Annotated in this window: 19 protein-coding genes and 1 tRNA gene; 11 read left to right on the top strand and 9 right to left on the bottom strand. The window is 64.1% G+C overall.

Annotation, left to right across the window (positions count from 1 at the left end; genetic code table 11):
* Nucleotides 1–4: 4 nt before the first annotated feature.
* From EO094_RS02480 to EO094_RS02460, 5 genes are all read right to left on the bottom strand, one after another.
* Nucleotides 5–1,480, bottom strand: a complete 1,476-nt coding sequence (locus EO094_RS02480) for a methyl-accepting chemotaxis protein (protein ID WP_128290752.1) — start codon at nt 1,478–1,480, stop codon at nt 5–7.
* A gap of 349 nt (nt 1,481–1,829) precedes the next feature.
* On the bottom strand, nt 1,830–2,357 hold the full coding sequence (locus EO094_RS02475) for an AAA family ATPase (protein WP_205649851.1): 528 nt from the start codon (nt 2,355–2,357) through the stop codon (nt 1,830–1,832).
* 66 nt (nt 2,358–2,423) lie between these two features.
* Entirely contained in the window at nt 2,424–4,010 is a 1,587-nt protein-coding gene (locus EO094_RS02470; RefSeq protein WP_128290750.1) for an ABC-F family ATP-binding cassette domain-containing protein, read from the bottom strand.
* A 222-nt stretch (nt 4,011–4,232) separates the two neighbouring features.
* Nucleotides 4,233–4,308, bottom strand: a tRNA-Ala gene (locus EO094_RS02465).
* Nucleotides 4,309–4,476: 168 nt separating this feature from the next.
* The gene (locus tag EO094_RS02460; RefSeq protein WP_128290749.1) at nt 4,477–4,911 is read right to left on the bottom strand and encodes a TIGR02300 family protein; all 435 of its coding nucleotides are present in this window, start codon (nt 4,909–4,911) and stop codon (nt 4,477–4,479) included.
* Nucleotides 4,912–5,131: 220 nt separating this feature from the next.
* Between EO094_RS02460 and aroA the strand changes: the two genes are divergently transcribed.
* From aroA to EO094_RS02420, 8 genes are all read left to right on the top strand, one after another.
* The gene (aroA, locus tag EO094_RS02455) at nt 5,132–6,481 is read left to right on the top strand and encodes a 3-phosphoshikimate 1-carboxyvinyltransferase (RefSeq protein WP_128290748.1); all 1,350 of its coding nucleotides are present in this window, start codon (nt 5,132–5,134) and stop codon (nt 6,479–6,481) included.
* Nucleotides 6,478–7,137: a (d)CMP kinase gene (gene cmk, locus EO094_RS02450; RefSeq protein WP_128290747.1), complete on the top strand. Its 660-nt coding sequence runs from the start codon at nt 6,478–6,480 to the stop codon at nt 7,135–7,137. The genes aroA and cmk overlap by 4 nt, the downstream gene beginning before the upstream one ends.
* 187 nt (nt 7,138–7,324) lie before the next feature.
* The gene (gene rpsA / locus EO094_RS02445) at nt 7,325–9,043 is read left to right on the top strand and encodes a 30S ribosomal protein S1 (protein ID WP_409977007.1); all 1,719 of its coding nucleotides are present in this window, start codon (nt 7,325–7,327) and stop codon (nt 9,041–9,043) included.
* A gap of 172 nt (nt 9,044–9,215) precedes the next feature.
* Nucleotides 9,216–9,956, top strand: coding sequence for a trehalose-phosphatase (gene otsB / locus EO094_RS02440; protein WP_164879526.1), 741 nt, complete (start codon nt 9,216–9,218; stop codon nt 9,954–9,956).
* A gap of 125 nt (nt 9,957–10,081) precedes the next feature.
* Complete coding sequence (locus tag EO094_RS02435) at nt 10,082–11,626, top strand: alpha,alpha-trehalose-phosphate synthase (UDP-forming) (protein ID WP_128290745.1); 1,545 nt, start codon at nt 10,082–10,084, stop codon at nt 11,624–11,626.
* 329 nt (nt 11,627–11,955) lie between these two features.
* Nucleotides 11,956–12,960 (top strand): DctP family TRAP transporter solute-binding subunit, encoded by a 1,005-nt coding sequence (locus tag EO094_RS02430; protein ID WP_128290744.1) that lies wholly within the window; start codon nt 11,956–11,958, stop codon nt 12,958–12,960.
* 113 nt (nt 12,961–13,073) lie between these two features.
* On the top strand, nt 13,074–13,787 hold the full coding sequence (locus EO094_RS02425) for a TRAP transporter small permease (RefSeq protein ID WP_128290743.1): 714 nt from the start codon (nt 13,074–13,076) through the stop codon (nt 13,785–13,787).
* A gap of 12 nt (nt 13,788–13,799) precedes the next feature.
* A complete protein-coding gene (locus EO094_RS02420) occupies nt 13,800–15,398 on the top strand; it encodes a TRAP transporter large permease (protein ID WP_128290742.1) in 1,599 nt (532 codons plus the stop codon).
* Here EO094_RS02420 and EO094_RS02415 read toward each other — a convergent pair.
* The 3 genes from EO094_RS02415 to EO094_RS02405 are packed head-to-tail and all read right to left on the bottom strand — an operon-like array spanning nt 15,388 to nt 17,275.
* On the bottom strand, nt 15,388–16,584 hold the full coding sequence (locus EO094_RS02415; RefSeq protein WP_128290741.1) for a pyridoxal phosphate-dependent aminotransferase: 1,197 nt from the start codon (nt 16,582–16,584) through the stop codon (nt 15,388–15,390). The two genes, EO094_RS02420 and EO094_RS02415, sit on opposite strands and share 11 nt — an antisense overlap.
* Nucleotides 16,581–16,973, bottom strand: coding sequence for a type II toxin-antitoxin system VapC family toxin (locus EO094_RS02410; RefSeq protein ID WP_128290740.1), 393 nt, complete (start codon nt 16,971–16,973; stop codon nt 16,581–16,583). The genes EO094_RS02415 and EO094_RS02410 overlap by 4 nt, the downstream gene beginning before the upstream one ends.
* A complete protein-coding gene (locus EO094_RS02405; RefSeq protein ID WP_128290739.1) occupies nt 16,970–17,275 on the bottom strand; it encodes a hypothetical protein in 306 nt (101 codons plus the stop codon). The genes EO094_RS02410 and EO094_RS02405 overlap by 4 nt, the downstream gene beginning before the upstream one ends.
* Nucleotides 17,276–17,558: 283 nt before the next feature.
* On the opposite strand from EO094_RS02405, the gene EO094_RS02395 reads away from it, so the two are divergent.
* Genes EO094_RS02395 through denD form a run of 3 tightly spaced genes read left to right on the top strand, consistent with a single transcriptional unit; the run spans nt 17,559 to nt 20,081 of the window.
* Entirely contained in the window at nt 17,559–18,383 is an 825-nt protein-coding gene (locus tag EO094_RS02395) for an isocitrate lyase/PEP mutase family protein (protein WP_128290738.1), read from the top strand.
* Nucleotides 18,376–19,053, top strand: a complete 678-nt coding sequence (locus tag EO094_RS02390; protein ID WP_128290737.1) for a GNAT family N-acetyltransferase — start codon at nt 18,376–18,378, stop codon at nt 19,051–19,053. Before EO094_RS02395 ends, EO094_RS02390 begins: the two co-directional genes overlap by 8 nt.
* Before the next feature lie 44 nt (nt 19,054–19,097).
* Nucleotides 19,098–20,081, top strand: coding sequence for a D-erythronate dehydrogenase (denD, locus tag EO094_RS02385; protein WP_128290736.1), 984 nt, complete (start codon nt 19,098–19,100; stop codon nt 20,079–20,081).
* 91 nt (nt 20,082–20,172) lie between these two features.
* On the opposite strand, the gene EO094_RS02380 is transcribed toward denD, so the two are convergent.
* Nucleotides 20,173–21,123, bottom strand: a complete 951-nt coding sequence (locus EO094_RS02380; RefSeq protein ID WP_128290735.1) for an aldo/keto reductase — start codon at nt 21,121–21,123, stop codon at nt 20,173–20,175.
* Nucleotides 21,124–21,277 lie beyond the last annotated feature (154 nt).

The following is a 21,277-nucleotide window of genomic DNA, read 5'->3' as shown; positions in this document are numbered from 1 at the left end:
ATCGTCAGGCAATCATCCGGGAGGCTTCGCGGACCTGATAGGTGGAGTTTCGCACGCCCTGCGTCGCCGCGGCGATCGCAGCCATATTGTCCGTGATCGTGGTAACGCCGAAGGACGCCGTCTCCATATTCGAGGCCATGTCGCGGGTCACGGCGGACTGCTCCTCCATCGACGAAGAGATGCTGATGGAGATGGAGTTGATCTCGCTGACCAGCGCCGTGATCTCCTTCAACGCATCCGCCGCCTCGCCCGTCACCGCCTGAACGGCCGCGATCTGCGTGGTGATGTCGTCCGTGGCCTTGGCGGTCTGACCCGCGAGATGCTTCACCTCGGAGGCGACGACGGCAAAACCCTTGCCCGCCTCGCCGGCACGCGCCGCCTCGATCGTCGCATTGAGGGCAAGAAGGTTCGTCTGGGCGGCGATGCTGTTGATGAGGCCGACGAAGTCGCCGATCCTCTGGGTCACTTCCGACAGCCCGCCGACGATGGCATTGGCGCGATCGCCCTTGCCGACGGCGGCTGCCGTGATCTCCAGCGCATGACCTACCTGCCGACCGATGTCCTCGATCGAGGCGGCGAATTCCTCTGCGCCCGAGGCGACCGCCTGGACGTTGGTGGAGGTCTGCGTGGAGGCGCTCGCTGCGGAGGTCGCCTGCTGGCTGGCGTCGGTGATCTCCTTGAGGATCGCCTCCAGATCGACGTCGATCGACTTCTGAATGGCCTCCCGCTCCAGCCGCTCTTTGACCCGGTTGGTCTGGGTGGCGAACTTCACCACGCCGCAGACGTCGCCATTCTCATCGAAAATCGGATTGTAGGTCGCCTGGATCCAGATTTCCCGGCCACCCTTGCCGAAGCGGCGGTATTCGGCGGCCTGAAATTCGCCGTTGCGCAGCGCTTTCCAGAACTCGCGATAATCCGCGCTCTCGCGCTCCTTGGCTTCCAGGAACATGGAGTGATGCTTGCCGACGATCTCCTCCAGAGAATACCCGGTCGCCTCCAGGAAATTCGCATTGGCGTGGACGATCGTCCCGAAGAGATCGAATTGAATGACCGCTTGCGAGCGGTTGAGGGCGGAAAGCCAGGCCGCATCGGTCTCCGTCTGCAGCTTCTTTTCGGTGATGTCGGTCGCAAGTTTGACGATCTTGACGACCTTTCCCTTCGACATGACGGGATTGTAGGTCGCCTGCAGCCAGATACGCGCGCCCGCCTTGCCGACACGCTTGAACTCCGCCTGCATGAACTTACCGGCCGCCAGATCGCGCCAGAAGTGCTCGTACGCCTCGCTCTGCCGATAGATCGCGTCGACGAACATCGAATGATGTTTCCCGACGATCTCGCTGAGTTCATAGCCGACACAATCGAGGAAGTTTCGATTGGCCGTGAGGATCTCTCCGCTTGGCGTAAATTCGATGATGGCGAGCGAACGATCGAGAGCCTCCACGATCAGTTCGGCATTCTTGGCTTTGGCAGAACGCAGCATAGTCTTCCCCAAGACCCCCCTCAGCGCTTCCGACCAAGGCGCGCATAAAGATGTAGAAGATCGATCGCGAATATACCGAATACCTTGCGCACAGCTTGCATCTCGCACGCGCGCAAAACTTCTAATAGGCTCAATAACCCTTCTTACAGAACTCCCCAGCCTTTCCGCGTGATTTCAAAACTGGTCATTCTTCTTGTGCCCGGGAGACGCAAGAAAGCATGTCGGCACGGCACGGAGAGCGGACTCGAGCGAGAAAACCCAGCCAAGACGATCGCACGAAGGCGGGAACGACCCTCGTCTCAAACGCTGCGCGTTCAAAGGCCGGCGCGCTTGCGAAAACCCGCCGCCCTCACGCTGCCACGCGTTCGAGCACGAAGGCCGCACGTTCCTCGATGCTGGCGTAAGGCAGGTGCACGACCTCGTAGCCGAGCTCCAAATAGGTTCTCTCCATCACCGCGCCGGTTTCCTGCGCTTCTGCGGCGTCCTGCTTGCGTTCCGCATCCTGCGCGAAGATCTCTGGCCACCAGGGCGCGAGAAAAACCCGCGGGTTGTATCGGTAGAGCTCGACCGCCTTGCGCACATGATCGGGAACGCGAAGACCGCAAAGCCGCAGATAGCCCATCACGTCCGGCACGCCACGATCCATCACCAGCGGGCGGGCGATGGCGAGCGCCTCACGGTGGGAGCGCAATTCCCATGAGAGCATGAGCTCCGCAAAAGCGGCCCGATCCGCCCAGGGCAGAGCGGATCCGCCGATTTGAACCTGATCCTGGATGATCGCGCGTCCCGCCTCCGGCATGGTGCGCAGCCCCGCCCGCGCGAGGGCTTCGATGAGCGCGGTTTTCCCCGAGCCTGGGCCACCGGTCACCACGTGCATATGGTCGGCCAAAAACTCTCTCCTCCTCTTCGAATATTATCGGCGCCGCACCCTGCGCGCGATCGCTCAGCCTCCGCCGAGCGCCACCACCCGGTCGAGGCCGAGGCGTGCAAGGAATGCGGTGTCGTGGCTGACGACGATGAGCGCGCCGTCATAGGCCTGAAGCGCGCTCTCGAGAGCTTGAAGCGCATCGAAATCGAGATGGTTCGTCGGCTCGTCCAGAATGAGAAGGCGGGGCGGCTCGGCCTGGCCGATGGTGCAGGCGAGACCGGCGCGCAGGCGCTCGCCCCCGCTCAGGCTCACCGCCTCCTGCAGCGCATCTTCCGCCCGAAACCGAAACCGCGCCAGGGCCGCGCGACATTGGTTCTCGTCCGCCTGCGGGTTCAGGCGGCGGAAATTCTCCCGCAACGAGAGGTCGGGACGCAGCAGGCTCACATGCTGATCGAGAAACGCAAACGGCACGCGAAGATCGACATGACCGCTTAGCGGTTCGAGCCGCCCGGTGATCAATTTGATCAGCGTGGTTTTGCCACAGCCGTTCGGCCCGGCGATGGCGACACGCTCAGGCCCGGTGATCGTCAGGGAAAAATCGCGAATGACCGGCCTCGCCCGCTCATACCCGCCGGTCACCCCATCGACCCGCAAGACGGTCTTGCCGCGGGGCAGACCGGTCGGCGCAAGCTCCATCGACAAGGGCCGCAGGATCTCGACAGACGCCCGCGCCTCGGCAAGCGCGTTCTTCGCCGTCTGAAGCCGTGCATCGCGCAGACGCGCATGTGCCCCGCCTGTCGCCTCGGCCCGCTCCTTTGCCGCATCCATCAGAATTTTGGGCTGGTCTCTCCTGGCACGGGCCTTTCGTCCCCGGCTGTCCGTGCGCGCCTTGCGCTCCGCCGCCTGCTGCGTCCGTCGTCGCGCTTCGGCGAGAGTTTTCTCCGCATCCGCCAGTTCGCGCTCGGCAGCCTCAGATTCCGCGGCCTTCTGCTCGCTGAAGGCGCTGTAATTGCCGCCGTAGCGCACCGCTCCGAGCTGCGACAGCTCCACGATCGCATCCATCTCTTCCAGAAGCTCGCGGTCGTGGCTGACGATGATGGCGCCGCTCCCCCATCCGCGGATGAGCTCGATCGCCGCCTGCCGCCCCGCACGATCGAGATTGTTCGTCGGCTCGTCGAGAAGCAGGAAATCGGGCGCCTCGAAGACGAGAGCGGCAAGGGCGACACGCGTCCGCTCGCCTCCTGAGAGCGCCGCAAGCGGTGTGCGCGGATCGACGTCGAGACCGCAGCGGGAGAGTGCGGTCCGGATGCGCTCGGAAATCGTCCAATCGGCGTGACCAAGCTCGTCGACGCCCGCAAGGCCAGCCTCGGCGCGATCGATCAGGTCCAAGGCCGCGCCCGCACCGAAGACGTCCGCGATCGTCCCGCCGCCCGCGACCGCCATCTCCTGGCGCATCAGACCGACCGTGCCACGAATGTCGACATGACCCGATGTAGGACGCAGTTCGCCGGAAATGAGCCGCAGGAGCGTCGTCTTGCCGATGCCGTTGCGCCCGACGAGGCCGACACGCTCGCGGCCAAATCTCAGATCAACATCGCTGAAAAGCGGCGCGCCGTCAGGCTTGGACCAGGAAAGATCGGAAAGGGTGAGAAACACGGACATGGAAACAGACTTCTCGCAGCGAGATCGGAAGGGCGAAAACGGCGAGATTTTTGTCCATGTCGAAGCAGCTCCTGTCCTGTCGACATCACGCGGGCGAAAAACGGCAAGGCCCGCGATCGATATGCCCGAGAACGCTCGGGGGGATTCTCACAGACAGTCCGCGCGGCCGATGCGGCAGGAGCGGAGGCTATGAAGCGCTTAAAAGAGAATCACATCGAAAAATGGTGGAGCCGAGGGGAATCGAACCCCTGACCTCGTGAATGCCATTCACGCGCTCTCCCAACTGAGCTACGGCCCCATTCTTTGGGAATGACCGATCAAACGAGGAGATCGGCCTTCAGGCTGCCGCCTTGGAGGCGGGAACCTTGTTCGGCCGGGGAGCGAATGCTCTCCGACCGAAGCGGGCGGAAACTATGCGCGACTTTGTCGTTTTGCAAGTCCCGAAAAATGCGAATTTTGCAGCGCCTCAGCGCTCCTCGTCTTCGTCGACGTCACCGAGGATGTCGGAGACGTCCTCATCCTCGTCTTCGTCGTCGTCGAGGAAGGCGTCATCGTCGTCGTCGTTGTCGATCTCCAACCCGTCGTCGTCGATCTCCGGAACGTCGTCGTCATCGCTGTCTTCATCGGAAGACTTCGAATCGCTCGTCTCGCCTTCTTCCTCGTCCTCGGCCTCTTCGAGGGAGACGACATCCACGTCCTCATCCTCGTCGTCTTCCGCTTCGACGACGTCCTCGACCTCTTCCTCCTGCTCGGCCGCGGCCGCTTCTGCCGCCTTTTCGCGGGCGGACAGCTCATAGACGGTACCGCAATGCGGGCACACAATAGGATCACGATTGAGGTCGTAATACTTGGTGCCGCATTCCTGGCAAACGCGTTTGGTTCCAAGTTCTGGCTTGGCCACGTCGGCTAATCCTCGAATGTCAGAAAATCGCGGTCCCACTACCGGCCGGTGCTGCCCCTGTCAAACGCCTTCTCTGTGCATCTGTCTCGCGCGGGGCGCCCGCGGGGATGACCCCCGCCGGGGAGGATGCTAACGGGAGGGCGCCGGGGCATGCCCCGAAAGCGCTCCGGAAAGCATCCGCGAGACCACCTTGTCGCAGCACCATATGAGGACATCGCCCATGTCGGAAGCCGTTCCACGCCCGTCGACGGCCCGCGCCTCCTCCAGCCTTTCGGGCCGCGTCACGGTGCCGGGCGACAAGTCGATCTCGCATCGCTCGTTGATGTTCGGCGCGCTCGCTCTCGGCGAGACCAGGATCACGGGCCTGCTGGAAGCGGCCGATGTTCTCGCCACGGCCGCGGCGATGCGCAGCCTCGGCGCCAAGGTCGAGCGGCATTCGACCGGCGAATGGAGCGTCCACGGCCTCGGCACCGGCGGCTTTCTGGAGCCGGAAACCGCGCTCGACTTCGGCAATGCCGGCACCGGTGCGCGCCTCACCATGGCGCTTGCCGGCGCCCATCCCTTCGCCACGACCTTCCTCGGCGATGCCTCTTTGTCGCGCCGGCCGATGGGCCGCATCCTAGACCCGTTGCGGGAAATGGGCGTCGAGGTGATCGCCCGCTCCGGCGACCGTCTGCCTTTGACGCTCAAAGGCGCCTCCCCGATGGCGCCGATCGAGTACCGCGTTCCCGTCCCCTCGGCGCAGGTGAAATCGGCCGTCCTTCTCGCCGGCCTCAACATCGCCGGCACCACGACGGTGATCGAACCGGTGCCGACGCGCGACCACACCGAAAAGATGCTCAAAGGCTTTGGCGCCGATATCGAGGTGAAGACGACGGCCTCGGGCGAAGCGGTCATCCGCCTTCAAGGGCTGCCCGAGCTCAAGCCGCAGCCGATCGAGGTCCCGTCGGACCCGAGCTCCGCCGCCTTTTTGATCGTCGCCGGCCTCATCTGCCCCGATTCCGATATCGTCGTGGAAGGCGTTCTCCTCAACGAGCGCCGCACCGGCCTCCTGCAGGTGCTTCACGACATGGGCGCCGACCTGTCGATCGAAAACGAGCGCGAGACCGGGGGCGAGCGCCTGGGCGACGTGCGCGCCCGCACCTCGCGTCTCAAAGGCGTCACGGTCCCGGCCGAACGCGCACCCTCGATGATCGACGAATATCCGATCCTTGCCATCGCCGCCGCCTGCGCCGAAGGAACGACCGTCATGCACGGGCTTGAGGAATTGCGCGTCAAGGAATCCGATCGTCTCGCCGCGGTCGCCGCCGGCCTCGCGGCGAACGGCGTCACCTGCGAAGAGGGCGAGGCGAGCCTCGCCGTCACCGGAGGCAAGGTGCCGGGCGGCGCCACCGTCACCACCCATCTCGATCACCGCATCGCCATGAGCTTCCTCGTTCTGGGCCTCGTGGCGGACAAGCCGGTGACCGTCGACGACGCCAACATGATCGCAACGAGTTTCCCGAATTTCGAGGAGACTTTGCGAAAGCTCGGCGCCGACCTCAAAGATCAGGAGCCGGCCTTCTCATGAGCGAACCTCTCATCATCGCCATCGACGGCCCCGCCGCCTCCGGCAAGGGAACGCTCGCGCGCCGGCTCGCCGCGCATTACGGCCTGCGCCATCTCGATACCGGCCTCACCTACCGCGCCGTGGCGGCCGAGCTTCTGGCCTCGGGCGAGGACGAACCGGATGTCGCCGCGGCCGTCGCCGCAGCGTCCCGGCTCGATCTTTCGACGATGGAGCGCGACCGCCTTGCCGCGCACGATATCGGCGAGGCAGCCTCGAAGATCGCCGTCATGGGCGAGCTCCGCCGCGCCCTCGTCGAGCGCCAGCGCCAATTCGCAGCCGAGCTGCCCGGCGCCGTCCTCGACGGACGCGACATCGGCACGGTGGTCTGCCCCGATGCCGCTGCCAAGCTTTTTGTGACGGCAAAGCCCGAGGAACGGGCCCGCCGCCGCACGGACGAACTGCGCGGCCGCGGACAGGATGTCGACTACGAAGCCGTGCTTGAAGATCTGAAGCGCCGCGACGCGCGCGACATGCAGCGAGCCGATTCGCCGCTGCGTCCCGCAGACGACGCCCACTTGATCGATACCAGCGCAATGACTATAGAAGCGGCATTCCGCGCAGCTGTCGCGATTATTGATCGAGCCGTTTCGGCCCGCAGCGAGGCATGCCCTTCTTGAGGGTGTGCCTTTAGGGCTATCTGGAGATCGTTAAGACGGCGCGCGGGGAAACCGCGCCGTTTCGTCCCGATGCGCCAACCGCTTAGATGCGGGGGAGGACGCGGCCAGAGCAACACGAACCGATGGCGCTGTGACCCGCAGGCGAGCCTATGAGCCGCCCCAAATGCGGGCCCTAACAGGAGCATGAATGGCCAGTATGCAACAGGCTGCCCCGCAGCCGAGCCGTGAAGATTTTGCGGCCCTACTCGAACAATCCTTTGCCGACGCCGATGTCCAGGAGGGCACGGTTGTCGATGGGACTGTGGTCGCCATCGAAAAGGACATGGCCGTTATCGATGTCGGCCTGAAGGTCGAAGGCCGGGTGCCGCTGAAGGAATTCGGCGTGCGTGGCCGCGACGGCGAGTTGAAGCCGGGCGACCGGGTCGAGGTCTATCTGGAGCGCGTGGAAAACGCGCTCGGCGAGGCCATGCTGTCGCGCGAAAAGGCGCGTCGCGAGGAAAGCTGGGTCCGTCTTGAAGAGAGCTTCGAGAAGAACGACACCGTTCAGGGCACCATTTTCAACCAGGTGAAGGGCGGCTTCACCGTCGATCTCGACGGCGCCGTGGCGTTCCTGCCGCGTTCGCAGGTCGATGTGCGCCCGGTGAAGGATGTCGGCCCGCTGATGCAGACGCCGCAGCCCTTCCGCATCCTGAAGATGGACAAGCGTCGCGGCAACATCGTCGTCTCCCGCCGGTCCGTGCTTGAGGACACGCTCGCCGAGCAGCGCTCGGAGCTCGTTGCCAAGCTGAAGGAAGGCCAGGTCGTCGACGGCGTGGTCAAGAACATCACCGAATACGGTGCCTTCGTCGATCTCGGCGGCATCGACGGCCTCCTGCATGTCACCGACATGGCATGGCGGCGCGTCAATCACCCCTCCGAGATCCTGGCGATCGGCGAGACGGTGAAGGTGCAGATCATCCGCATCAACCCGGAGACCTTCCGCATCTCGCTCGGCATGAAGCAGCTCGAGGCGGATCCCTGGGAAGGCATCGAGGTGAAGTATCCGGTCAACGCCAAGTTCACCGGCCGCGTCACCAACATCACCGATTACGGCGCCTTCGTGGAGCTGGAGCCGGGCATCGAAGGCCTGATCCACGTCTCCGAGATGAGCTGGACCAAGAAGAACGTCCATCCGGGCAAGATCGTCTCCACCTCTCAGGAGGTCGAGGTGATGGTGCTCGAGGTCGATCCTCAGAAGCGTCGCATCTCGCTCGGCCTCAAGCAGGCCATGGGCAATCCTTGGGAAGAGTTCGCCGACAACCATCCGGTTGGCACGCTCGTCGAAGGCGAAGTCAAGAACAAGACCGAGTTCGGCCTGTTCCTCGGCCTCGACAACGACGTCGACGGCATGGTGCACCTCTCCGACCTCTCCTGGGACCGCCAGGGCGAAGAGGCGATGGAGGAGTACAAGAAGGGCGAGATGGTCAAGGCCGTCGTCCTGGAAGTCGACGTCGACAAGGAGCGCATCTCGCTCGGCATCAAGCAGGTCGAGGGCGATCCGTTCGCCGAGGCCGTCGAGGGCATCCGCAAGGGCGCCATCGTCACCGGCGAGATCGTCGAGGTGAAGGATTCCGGTATCGAGGTGAAGATCGCCGATACCGAGATGACCGCCTTCATCCGCCGCGCCGAGCTGGCGCGTGACCGTTCCGAGCAGCGCCCCGAGCGCTTTGCCGCCGGCGAGAAGGTCGATGCCCGCGTCACCAACATCGACAAGAAGGCGCGCCGTATCGCGCTGTCGATCAAGGCGCTGGAGATCGCCGAAGAGAAGGAAGCGGTTGCCCAGTACGGCTCGACCGATTCCGGCGCTTCGCTTGGCGACATCCTGGGTGCCGCGCTGAAGAAGCGCAACGCCGAGGAAAAAAACTAAGGGCGCCGAATAAGCCCTTTGGCGACAACTACTTGCCGGTTTTAAGACCGGCTCAAGAAATCAACCCGCGGCCGTCCTGGCCGCGGGTTTTTTCATGACCGAAGCGAAGTCGATCCCTTGCTGCAGCGCAACCAAATTTGACGCAGTTGCGCAAACACGCTACCCATTGGCCATGGGCGATCTTTCGAAACCACCCTTTCTCGACAAGACCCTCCACGCTCTCTTCCTCGATTTCGACGGCACCCTCGTCGGTTTTGCAGACGATCCCGACGGGATTACTCTGGAGCCTGGCACGCTTGAGCGCCTGAGCGCATTGGAAGAACGCCAGGGCGGCGCCGTCGCCCTCATCAGCGGGCGGGCCCTTTCTTCAATCGACCGTTTTCTTTCCCCGCTCGCCTTTCCGGCGGCCGGCGTGCACGGTCAGGAAGTGCGCTACACGGCGGGCGGCGACGTCGTCACGGCCCCGCCGCCTGACGATCTCGCCACGGCGCGCGCAAGGCTTCAGGCTGCGATCGGGCCGGGCGACAAGCTCCGCATCGAAGACAAGGAGACGGCGCTCGTCGTCCATTACCGCACCGCGCCGGAAGAGGCGGACCGCGCCGAAAGGCTCGGCGAGGAGGCGGTGGCGGGCTGTTCGGATCTCCGGCTCGTCAAGGGCCATGCGATCGTCGAAATCCGCCCCTCGGGCGTCGACAAAGGCAAGGCCATCGAAAAGCTGATGCAGCGCGAGCCCTTCGCCGGCCGCAAGGCGGTCTTCATCGGCGATGACACCACCGACGAGGACGGCTTCGAATGGGTCGCCGCAGCCGGAGGCTTCGGCATCAAGGTGGGTTCGGGAGAGACGGCCGCGAAATATCGCCTCGACGACGTCGCCGCGGTTCACCGCTGGCTCGACGCCGTCGCTCGCCAATGACACGCCGCCAATGACACGCCAATGAAAAGTGCGTGACAAAAGGAACTTAAGAAGCAGTTCGGGGGTTCTGCCGAAAACATGATGACAATCAAGAAACGCGCAATGACGGAGGCGAAAGCAGGCTCATGAGACGTCTCGTAGTCGTGTCGAATCGGGTAGGGCCGTTGCATGACGGCGGCAAAGCTGGCGGTTTGGCCGTGGGTCTGGGAGATGCGCTGCGCACGCGCGGCGGCATCTGGTTCGGCTGGTCAGGCGAAAAGAGCGAAGAAGGCACCTTCGGCCCGCTCAAGATCGAAGACCACGACAAGGTACGCCTTGCCACCATCGACCTCACCGCCGAAGACGCGGAAGAATTTTACGGCGGCTATGCCAACCAGACTTTGTGGCCGCTCCTCCATTACCGCCTTGATCTCGCAAATTTCGATCAGCGCTATGAAAACGCCTACCGGCGTGTGAACGAGCGCATGGCGGCCCGCCTGACGCCGCAGCTTCAGCCGGGCGACATGGTCTGGGTCCACGATTACCACTACATCGTTCTGGGCGAACGCCTGCGGGAATCGGGCTTCACCGGCCCCCTCGCCTTCTTCCTGCACGTGCCCTTCCCGAGCCCGGAGATTATGACCGCTCTGCCGAACTCGCAGAGCATCGTGCGCTCCCTCACCGCCTATGACGTGATCGGCTTCCAGACGGATTCCGATCGCCGGAATTTCGCCCGCTACGTCGTCGAAGAGCTCGGCGGACGCGAACTCCCCAATGACGAACTGGAAGCCTATGGCCGCACCTTCCGCGCCTCCACCTTCCCGATCGGCATCGACACGCAAAGCTTCGCGGAATTCGCCGTCAGCGACGAAGCCCAGGAGCATGAAGCGCAGCTGAAGGTGCTTTTGCGCGACCGCCACCAGATCATCGGTGTCGACCGCCTCGATTATTCCAAGGGCATTCCGGAGCGCTTCCGCGGCTTTGAACGGCTTCTGCAGGATTATCCGGAAAACCGCGGGCGCGTCAGCCTGATGCAGGTGGCGCCGCTCTCGCGTTCCGATCTCGAAGCCTATTCCGACCTCAGGAGCGAGCTTGAAGAGCTCGCCGGCCACATCAACGGCGCCTTCTCGGCGCTCGATTGGGTGCCGATCCGCATCATGACACGCGGCTTCACGCGGCGGGCTCTCGCCGGCATCTATCGGGCGAGCCGCGTCGGCCTCGTCACCCCCTTGCGCGACGGCATGAACCTCGTCGCCAAGGAATATGTCGCGGCCCAGAACCCCGAAGATCCGGGCGTTCTCGTCCTGTCGCGCTTTGCCGGCGCGGTGAAGGAGATGCCCGAGGCGCTGATCGTCAATCCCTATGACACGGCCTCCCTCGCCCGGGCCCTGCAGCAGGCGCTCAACATGTCGCGCGAGGAGCGCAAGGAGCGCTGGCAGGCGATGTTCGATCGCATCAGCAAGGGCACAGCCCAGGCCTGGTGCGACGCCATCCTGCAAGCCCTTGAAGAACGCGCCGACAAGAAGGTGAAAGTGCGCTCCGCACCGACGGCCTCCGGCAAGAGGCCGAATGCGGTGGAGCCGAAACGGGCGCGCACCGGCGAGAGCTTCCCGACGCTGCCCAAGGGCGCACGGCCCCATGCGGATGAGCCAAAGCGGCCCTTCCCCTATCTCGGAAGCCGCGTGCTTTAACGCGCTACACAGACCAACTGTCGCAGGCACAAGAGTGGGTCTTGAGGTCAATCCTCAAGGCCCACAAGTGCTTTCGGGGCCCCGCAAACGTATATCGGGCGCGCCTCAGACCACCCGCGACGCCACCTCCCGTTTCTGCCTTAATGCCTGAAAGCGTTTCATTTCCGGGCGCGTCTTCGACTTTGTGGCTAGGACAATTGGTCTAGCCAATCCACAAGAGCCAATCGTATAAGGGCCCGGGCAACGTAACGGGCCGGCAGCAGGAGACTTGCGCCGGGCCTTGCTCTTGCGCTTGTCTTCAAAAGTCAGAAGTTCAGGGAGGAACTCCAATGAATAAGCTCCTCGGCGGTCTCGCCGCAGTAGCAATGCTGGCGGCTGCCGGCCCGGCATTCGCGCAGGACGGCTGCGACGATGGCGAAATGGTCATCAAGTTCAGCCATGTCGTCGCCGCCCAAGGTCACCCGAAAGGTGAAATGGCGGCCGCGCTCGCCGAGCGCGTCAACAAAGAGATGGACGGCACGGCCTGCATGCAGGTCTTCCCGAACTCCCAGCTTTTCGACGACGACAAGGTGATGGAAGCGCTGCTTCTCGGCGATGTACAGCTCGCCGCGCCGTCGCTGGCGAAGTTCGAGGCCTACACCACGAAATACCGCATCTGGGACTTCCCGTTCCTGTTCCCCGACATGGATGCGGTGAACAAGTTCTCCAACAGCGAGGAAGGCGAGAAGCTACTCCACGCGATCGAGGACAAGGGCTTCATCGGCCTCGGCTACATCTACAACGGTCTGAAGCAGTTCTCGGCCAACAAGCCGCTGATGAAGCCGGAAGACGCCAAGGGCCTGAAATTCCGCATTCAGACCTCCGACGTCGCCGAAGCGATGATCGAGGCGCTCGGCGCCAATGCCCAGAAGCTCGCCTTCTCGGAAGTCTATGGCGCGCTGCAGACGGGTGTCGTCGACGGTCAGGAGAATTCCTGGTCCAACATCTACACCCAGAAGTTCTTCGAGGTGCAGGACGGCATCACCGAAACGAACCACCAGCTCCTGACCTATCTGGCGGTCACGTCGACGGAATGGCTCGACAGCCTCGAGCCTGACGTGCGCGACCAGTTCCTGTCGATCTTCAAGGAGGTGAGCGACGAGTACAATGCGCGCGCCGAGGAGATCAACGAAGAGGCCAAGCAGAAGATCATCGACGCGGGCGGTACCGTGCGCGAGCTGACGCCTGAAGAGCGTCAGGCCTGGGTCGACGCCATGAAGCCGGTCTGGGATCAGTTCCGCGACGATGTCGGTCAGGACGTGATCGACGCCGCCGTCGCAGCCGGCAACAGCTGATCTGAGCCGCTCTGCGCCCCGCATCGCCGGGGCGCAGACTTTCGCCCGGCCCGCGCACGCTGGCCGGCACCGGACGTCGTTTGAGACGTCCGCCCGCCCCGGAGGGAAAGCCCATGCGCACGAGGGCCAAGCGCTTTGTCACCCACCTGGAAGAGAACTTCATCGCGCTTCTCCTGGCGGCGATGACGCTCACCCAGTTCACCCAGGTTGTCGCCCGCTACGTTTTCCATTCCGGCTGGACCGGCGCGCTTGAATTCACCCGCATCCTCTTCGCCTGGCTCATCCTCTTCGGCATGGCCTATGGCGTGAAGATCGGCGCGCATCTCGGCGTCGACGTCATGATCCGGGCTCTGCCGCGCCCCTTGTTCAAGGTGGCGGCGATTTTCGGCGCCCTCACGGTGCTGCTCTATGCCGTGATCCTGCTCTATTCCGACTGGCTGCAATATCTGGGCGCCAATTCGAAGGGCGGCGCCATCGCCTATTGGACGCGCTTCTACCATCTGCCCCTCGGCCTCGACGATCTTCGCTATCCCGTCTGGGCCCAGGAGACGTTTGGCGCGCCGGAGCGCGTGCAGCGCTGGGTCGCCTACCTCATGCTGCCGATCGGCCTCTTCCTTCTCGCTCTGCGGTCTCTTCAGGCGACGGTCGCCATCGTGGCCGGGCGCCGCGAACTCATCGTCGCCGCCCATGAAGCCGAAGAGCTCGTCGCCGAGAACGAAGGCTTTCTCGATGACGACGACGATGACGACGAGGAAGAGCCCTTCGAGGGCTCCATGACCCACACGCATCCGCACGGCTACGGCCGACGCCCCCACGATCCTCGCTAGAGCCGCGCCGATATGGAATCCTCGATCCTTTTTGTGCTCGTCCTCGCCCTTCTGTTTCTGGGCGTGCCGATCGCCATCGCGCTTGGCCTGTCGAGCGTCATCGTCATCGCCTTCTTCTCCACCGATTCCATGTCCTCGGTGGCCCTGCAGCTTTTCACCGCCTCGCAGAACTACACGCTCCTCGCCATCCCGTTCTTCATCCTGGCATCGGCGTTCCTGTCGACCGGCGGCGTCGCGCAGCGCATCATCCGCTTCGCCGTCGCGACCGTCGGCCATATGCGCGGCGGCCTCGCCATGGCCTCCGTCCTCGCCTGCATGCTGTTTGCCGCGCTCTCAGGCTCCTCGCCCGCGACCGTGGTAGCGATCGGCACGATCGCCATCGCCGCCATGCGCCAGACCGGCTATTCCAAGGAATTCGCCGCCGGCATCATCGCCAATGCCGGCACGCTCGGCATCCTGATCCCGCCCTCGATCGTCATGGTCGTCTATGCGGCGGCGACCGACGTCTCGGTCGGGCGCATGTTCCTCGCCGGCGTCATTCCGGGTCTCCTCGCCGGCGTCATGCTGATGGTCGGCATCTACATCAACGCCCGCATCCGCGGGCTGCAGCCCCAGCCTTTTCCGGGCTTCGGCGAGATCCTCTCCGCCGGCAAGGATGCGGCCGCAGGCCTCTTCCTGATCGTCGTCATCCTGGGCGGCATCTATGGCGGTGCCTTCACCCCGACGGAGGCTGCAGCCGTCGCCGCCGTCTACGCCTTCCTGGTCGCGCTTTTCGTCTATCGCGACATGGGTCCCCTGAAGGGCCGCAAATGGGTGCGCGAGGAGGACGGGCACGCCGCACGCAACGGCTTCCTCGGCGTCGTCTACGCCTTCACCATCCATGTGACGATCCTCATTTTCGGGTTCTTCCTGGTGCCGGATGCCTCGTTGGGCGAGCGCCAGATCTTCGCAATGATCGTCTCTGTAGCGACGTTCGTCGCCTATCTCGTTTGGCGTGAGGGCGCCGGCGCGCCGAAGGCGCTGGTGGCGAGCCTGCCGGTCTGGGCCCGCGGTCTCAAAGACATCGTCCTCGGCTTTCCGGCCGCCTGCTTCCATCGCGACACGCGCAAGGTGCTCGTCGACAGCGGCAAGACGACGATCATGCTGATGTTCATCATCGTCAACGCGCTCCTCTTCGCCCATGTGCTGACGTCGGAACGCATTCCGCAGACGATCACCGACTGGATGCTGGGAGCCGGCTTCAACTGGTTCACCTTCCTCATCGCGGTCAACCTGCTCCTCCTCCTCGGCGGTCAGTTCATGGAGCCGTCGGGCCTGCTGCTGATCGTGGCGCCCGTGGTCTTCCCGATCGCCATTCAGCTCGGCGTCGATCCGATCCATCTCGGCATCATCATGATCGTCAACATGGAGATCGGCATGATCACCCCGCCGATCGGGCTCAACCTCTTCGTGACCTCCGGCATAACGGGGATGAATCTCGTGCGCGTGGTGAAGGCGGCGCTCCCCTTCACCGGCATCTTGATGATCTTCCTGGTGATCGTGACCTACGTGCCGTGGATCTCGACCTTCCTGCCGACGATCCTGATGGGGCCGGAGCTCGTCACGCGCTGATCTGGCGGGCCTTCGCGCCCGTCAGAAACTCGCCGATCCGATCGACCGCACGGCGGATGTTCTCCTCCGAATTGGCGTAGGAGACGCGCACATAGCCTTCGCCGTGGACGCCGAAATCCGGGCCGCCGATCAGCGCGACGCCGGCCTCTTCGAGAAGTGCTGACGCGAGCGGCTTCGCCTTGAAGCCCGTCTTGGAAATGTTCGGGAAGGCATAGAAGGCGCCTTTGGGCGTGATGCAGGAGACGCCCGGCAGCTCGTTCAAAAGCTCGGTGACGACGCCGCGCCGGCGGTCGAAAGCGGCGATCATCTCGTCTGCCGCATCCTGCGGCCCGTCGATCGCGGCAATCCCGGCATATTGCGCCGGGGCGTTGACGCAGGACCAGGCGTTCACGGCGAGCTTCCGCACCTTGTCGTAAAGCGCATCCGGCCAGATCGACCAGCCCATGCGCCACCCGGTCATCGCCCAGGTCTTCGACCAGCCATTGAGGAGAATGAGGCGGTCGCGAATTTCCGGATAGGCGAGAAGCGAGACATGGCGTTCGCCGTCATAGACCATCTGGTCGTAGATCTCGTCGGAGAGGATGGCGATGTCGGGCCTCTCGGCAAGCCCCGCCACCAGCTTGTCGATCTCCGCCTTCGGCGTCACGCCGCCAGTCGGATTGGCCGGCGAATTCAAGATGACGAGCCGCGTGTCGGGCGTCAGCAGCGACAAAGTCTCCTCGGCGGAGAAGGCAAAGCCGTTCTCTTCGCGGATCGGCACCGGCACAGGCCGCGCGCCAGTGAACTCGATCATCGAGCGATAGATCGGAAAACCCGGATCGGGATAGAGGATGTCCGCGCCCGGCTCGCCGAACATCAAGATCGCGGCGAACATCGTCACCTTGCCGCCCGGCACGATCATCACATTGCCGGGCGAGACCTCGACGCCGGTGGTGGCGAGCATGCGCCGCGCCACTGCCTCGCGCAGCGGCAGGATGCCGGTCGCATCCGTATAGCCATGCGCCCCGTCCTTGAGAGCCTTCACCGCCGCCTCGACGATATGTTCGGGCGTTTTGAAATCCGGCTGGCCGATGCCGAGATTGACGATGTCGCGACCTTCAGCGGCGAGCGCTCCGGCCCGCGCCAGGACGGCAAAGGCATTCTCTTCGCCGATGCGATCGAAGCCGGAAATGGTCGTGAGGGTCATGGAAACGCGCTTTCGATATCGGTGTGCGAAAAGTCGCCCCCCTTATAGAGAAGGGGTGCGCCAAGATGTTTGGCGATGGCGTAGGAGAGGCAGTCACCAAAGTTGAGTTCTGCGGGATGGCCGGAGCCGCGGCCATACTTTTCCGCGGCCTCGGCCGCAACCGCCGCCATGGCAGCCGTAAAGGCCTCGACGCGGATGTCCTGCGTCCGGATGAGCCTGTCGAGCCAGGCTCGTCGGTCGCCGCCATACCGGCGCAGCAGAAGAAATTCCACAACGCATGTCGCCGGGAGAATCCGTTGAGTGCTTCGTGCGATACACTCAAAGAAGCCGCGACCATCGGGTTCGCGCAGATAGATTGCGGCCAGAACCGACGTGTCGATGACGATCACGGGACGTCCTGCGGCTGCAGGCCTTCTGCCGGCTGCCCCGCTTCGTCCATGCCCTCAAAGAGATTGTCCATCTCCCGCTCGACATCTTTCCAGCGAAGATCGGGGTCGCGCGGCGGCGCGAGCTCCATGATGTCGTCCCAGGCGGCCATGCGCCGCCGAAACTCGCCCTCCGACACCGTCTCGCCCTGCCCGACTTCCTTCTGCGCCAGTCGGCGGATCACGGCGCTCGGCCCAAGCCTCCAGCGGCGTCCGAGGGTTCGGATCATCAACTCGGTTTCTTTGTTGCGAAGCGTGATTGCCATGAGCTTTATCCGGTCCTGAGAATATCACTGCCTGGATTTGTCGCCTAGCTGCATATGCTTCCAAGCGGCGTTCCGGCCAGACATAGAGCCCGAACGGAAACGCCAAGCCCCAACCACGTGCCCAACGCTTGCGGAGCGCCATCGGCTCACCGTCTATGACGCGGCCTATCTCGAGCTCGCCCAGCGCCGCAGCCTGCCACTCGCGACATTCGACACGGACCTCATTGCTGCCGCCGGTGAGGAAATGGTACCCCTGGCCGCGATGTGACCCAAGGGGGGCCCGATGAGCGACAAAGCCGCCACGTTCCGTGCTCTGCACGCCCGCGACAAGCTCTTCATCATGCCCAATCCCTGGGATGCGGGCACGGCAAAGCTCCTCGCCGATCTCGGCTTTGAGGCGCTCGCCACCTCTTCGGCCGCGCTCGCCTGGTCGCTCGGGCGCCCGGATGCCGCCGGCCGTGTGAGCCGGCAGGAGGCGCTCGCCCATGCGAAATCGATCGTTTCGGCGACCTCTCTGCCGGTCAACAGCGATCTCGAATCGGGCTACGGCGACACGCCGGAAGAGGTTGGCGAAACCATCCGTCAGGCGATCGATTGCGGTCTCGCCGGCTGTTCGATCGAAGATCTGGAAAAAGGCGAGCTTTATCCGCTCGACGAGGCGCTCCGCCGTTTCGAAGCCGCCAAAGAGGCCACCGCGAAGGCCAATCCCGATTTCGTCCTGACCGGCCGCACTGAGACTTTTCTCGTCCGCCATGCCGACCCCGTCAACGAAGCGGTGAAGCGTCTGCGCGCCTTCGAGGCTGCCGGGGCCGACGCTGTCTATGCGCCGGGCATCACCACGCGCGAGGAGGTGGAAGCCATTGCCGGCGCCGTCTCCGTTCCCGTCAATGTGCTCGGCGGCGTCGGCGGCATCTCCGATGACATCGCGGCCCTCGAAAGGCTCGGCGTGCGCCGTGTCTCGATCGGCTCCGGCCTCAATAAGGTGGCGCTCGGGGCCTTTCTCGACGCCGCCAATGCCCTCACCCACCGCCGCTTCACCTTCTCCGGGGCGGCAAAATCCTCCACCCTCGACGGCGCTTTCTCACCCTCTCTCGACGATGATGACTGATCTCACTTCCTGGTCTCCCCGCGCCCTTCCGGGCAACAAAGTGCTGGAGGGTCGGCGCGTTCGGCTTGAGCCGCTCGTCTGGTCGGCGCACCGCCAAGGTCTCTTCTCCGCGCTCGGCGGTGCCGCCCATGCCGCCATCTGGCGCTACATGGCGATCGGCCCCTTCGCGTCGGCCGACATCATGGAGCGCACCGTCTCCGAAGCCATTACCGAAGGCGGCTGGCGGACGCTCGTCATCCGCCGCCTCTCCGACGGCAAGATCGTCGGCATGGCGAGTTACATGCGCAACCGCCCCGACCACGGCTCGACCGAGGTCGGCTCCATCGCCTATTCGCCGCTTCTGCAAAACAGTGCCGGCGGGACCGAGGCGATGGCGCTGATGGCAAGCCACGTCTTCGACGATCTGCGCTATCGCCGCTACGAATGGAAATGCGACGCGGCGAACGCCGCCTCCAGAAGCGCTGCCGAAAGGCTCGGCTTCACCTTCGAAGGCATCTTCCGCCAGGATCTCGTGATGAAGGGCCGCAACCGCGACACGGCCTGGTTCTCCATCATCGACAGTGAATGGCCGGCGCACCGCGCCGCCCTCACCTCCTGGCTCGATCCGAAGAATTTTGACGAAGACGGGAAACAACTTCGCCGCCTTCAGGATTTCCGCAAGACGGCGTGAGGAAGGCTGCCCGCCCGGGCGGCCGAGAAAAACAAGGAGCCGCCATGCACATTCTCATCACCGGCGCCGCCGGCATGATCGGGCGCAAGATTGCCGAGAACCTGGTCGCGACGGGCTCACTCGGCGGCAGGCCGGTGACCAAGATCACCCTTCAGGACATCGTCGAGCCGCACACCTACGGCTCCGAAGACACCGCGATCTTCCCGGTCGTCGGGGACATGACCGATCATGCCCTGATCGAGCATGTCATGGCCGAGCGCCCCGACGTCATTTTCCATCTCGCGGCCGTCGTCTCTGGCGAGGCGGAGGCCGACCTCGACAAAGGCTATCGCATCAATCTCGACGGCACGCGGGCGCTTCTGGAGGCGGTCCGCCGCGCCAATTATGCGCCGCGCGTCGTCTTCGCCTCGTCGATCGCCGTCTACGGGCCGCCCTTCGCCGATCCGATCCCGGACGATGTCGAACTGCGCCCGCTGACGAGCTACGGCGCGGCAAAGGCGATGGGCGAATTGCTCGTCAGCGATTACAGCCGTCGCGAGATCCTCGACGGCATCTCCCTGCGCCTGCCGACGATCTGCGTGCGCCCCGGCAAACCGAACCGCGCCGCCTCCGGCTTCTTCTCCTCCATCATCCGCGAGCCGCTGAAGGGGGAAGAGACCGTCCTTCCGGTCGGCGAGGATGTCCGGCACTTTTTCGCCAGCCCGCGCTCGGCCGTGAACTTCTTCCTCCACGCCGCAACGATGGACACGGACGCGCTCAAAGGCCACCGCGCGCTCGCCATGCCCGGCGTCAGCGCCAGCGTGGGCGAGGAAATCGCCGCGCTTCGGGAAATCGGCGGCGACAAGGCCGTGGCGCTCATCCGCAAGGAGCCGGACCCGACGATCGCCGGCTTCGTTCACAATTGGCCGGCGAACATTGCAGCCCGCCGCGCCCGCGACCACGGCTTCGAGGCCGAAAGCGATTTCGCGGGCATCGTCCGCGCCCATGTCGAGGACGAGCACGGCGGCAAACCGCCGATCCTCGCCTGAAGCGGCTCTCTGAAACACTTGAGGATCAGAGAACCGCCATCGGTCCTCTGATCCCGATCATCTCGTAAACTCCGGGCAGAGAGCCCAGACCTCAGCGGCTCGCCTCGTCCAGCTTGCGGACATCCTCGGCCGAAAGCCGCAACTCCGCCGCCTTGGCGAGGCTCTGCAGCTGCTCGCGGCTCGTCGCGCTCGCGATCGGCGCCGTCACGCCCTCACGCGCGATCACCCAGGCGAGCGCCACCTCGGCCGGCTTGGCACCATGCGCTGCGCCCACTTTGTCGAGCACCTCGAGAATGCGCATGCCGCGCGCGTCGAGATATTTTTCGACACCGGCGCCGCGCTTGCTCTTCGAGAGATCCTCTTTGGAGCGGTATTTGCCGGAAAGGAAACCGGAAGCGAGGCTGAAATAGGTCACGACACCGATCTCTTCGCGCATGACGAGATCGCGCAAAGCCCCGTCGAATTTCGAGCGGTCGTAGAGATTGTATTCCGGCTGCAGCACGTCGTAGCGCGGCAGCCCCTTGTCTTCGGCCACCTTCAGCGCCTCGCCGAGCTGCGCGGCGTCGAGATTTGAGGCCCCGACGGCGCGGATCTTGCCCGCCTTCAGAAGCTTGTCATAGGCGCCGAGGGTTTCCTCATAGGGGGTGTCGGCATCCGGCCAGTGCGAGAAATAAAGGTCGATATGATCGGTGTTGAGGCGTGCGAGCGAATCCTCCACCGCCTGCGTGATCCAGCGCTCCGACAGGCCCTTCTTGCCCTCGCCCATCTCCGAACCGACCTTGGTGAAGATGACGACCTTGTCGCGCCGTGAGGGGTCGGCCTTCAGCCATTTGCCGATGATCGTTTCCGATTCCCCGCCCTTGTTGCCGTCGACCCAGGCCGAATAGACATCCGCAGTATCGATCGTGTTGAGGCCGAGATCGACCATCCGGTCGAGAAGATCGAAGCTCGTCGCCTCGTCGGCCGTCCAGCCGAAAACGTTTCCGCCGAAGACGACGGGGGAAATCTCAAGGCCGGTCCGTCCCAAAAGCCGCTTGTCCATCTGAAACTCCATTGCTGGCGGCCGGCATCGAGCTGATCGCTGCGGCCGCGAAATATCCGATGGCAAGAGAGATAGACCGCCTCCGCGGTTACGGAACCGACCGCCGCATTAAAAAAGATCAACAAAAGCGCTCGTCGCAAAATCCGAAGAACGC

The organism is Afifella aestuarii, from assembly GCF_004023665.1.
Taxonomy (GTDB): Bacteria; Pseudomonadota; Alphaproteobacteria; order Rhizobiales; family Afifellaceae; genus Afifella; species Afifella aestuarii.
The sequence above is the reverse complement of the archived record's forward strand: the minus strand, read 5'-3'. Positions and strand labels throughout refer to the sequence as shown.

Excerpts from the sequence above, each read along its gene's own strand:
- cmk (WP_128290747.1), top strand. The coding sequence starts at position 6,478 with ATGAGCGAACCTCTCATCATCGCCATCGACGGCCCCGCCGCCTCCGGC.
- EO094_RS02475 (WP_205649851.1), bottom strand. The coding sequence starts at position 2,357 with ATGCACGTGGTGACCGGTGGCCCAGGCTCGGGGAAAACCGCGCTCATC.
- EO094_RS02415 (WP_128290741.1), bottom strand. The coding sequence starts at position 16,584 with ATGACCCTCACGACCATTTCCGGCTTCGATCGCATCGGCGAAGAGAAT.
- EO094_RS02480 (WP_128290752.1), bottom strand. The coding sequence starts at position 1,480 with ATGCTGCGTTCTGCCAAAGCCAAGAATGCCGAACTGATCGTGGAGGCT.
- EO094_RS02395 (WP_128290738.1), top strand. The coding sequence starts at position 17,559 with ATGAGCGACAAAGCCGCCACGTTCCGTGCTCTGCACGCCCGCGACAAG.
- otsB (WP_164879526.1), top strand. The coding sequence starts at position 9,216 with ATGGGCGATCTTTCGAAACCACCCTTTCTCGACAAGACCCTCCACGCT.
- aroA (WP_128290748.1), top strand. The coding sequence starts at position 5,132 with ATGTCGGAAGCCGTTCCACGCCCGTCGACGGCCCGCGCCTCCTCCAGC.
- EO094_RS02380 (WP_128290735.1), bottom strand. The coding sequence starts at position 21,123 with ATGGACAAGCGGCTTTTGGGACGGACCGGCCTTGAGATTTCCCCCGTC.
- EO094_RS02390 (WP_128290737.1), top strand. The coding sequence starts at position 18,376 with ATGACTGATCTCACTTCCTGGTCTCCCCGCGCCCTTCCGGGCAACAAA.
- EO094_RS02435 (WP_128290745.1), top strand. The coding sequence starts at position 10,082 with ATGAGACGTCTCGTAGTCGTGTCGAATCGGGTAGGGCCGTTGCATGAC.
- EO094_RS02470 (WP_128290750.1), bottom strand. The coding sequence starts at position 4,010 with ATGTCCGTGTTTCTCACCCTTTCCGATCTTTCCTGGTCCAAGCCTGAC.
- EO094_RS02405 (WP_128290739.1), bottom strand. The coding sequence starts at position 17,275 with ATGGCAATCACGCTTCGCAACAAAGAAACCGAGTTGATGATCCGAACC.
- EO094_RS02425 (WP_128290743.1), top strand. The coding sequence starts at position 13,074 with ATGCGCACGAGGGCCAAGCGCTTTGTCACCCACCTGGAAGAGAACTTC.
- rpsA (WP_409977007.1), top strand. The coding sequence starts at position 7,325 with ATGGCCAGTATGCAACAGGCTGCCCCGCAGCCGAGCCGTGAAGATTTT.
- EO094_RS02420 (WP_128290742.1), top strand. The coding sequence starts at position 13,800 with ATGGAATCCTCGATCCTTTTTGTGCTCGTCCTCGCCCTTCTGTTTCTG.
- EO094_RS02430 (WP_128290744.1), top strand. The coding sequence starts at position 11,956 with ATGAATAAGCTCCTCGGCGGTCTCGCCGCAGTAGCAATGCTGGCGGCT.
- denD (WP_128290736.1), top strand. The coding sequence starts at position 19,098 with ATGCACATTCTCATCACCGGCGCCGCCGGCATGATCGGGCGCAAGATT.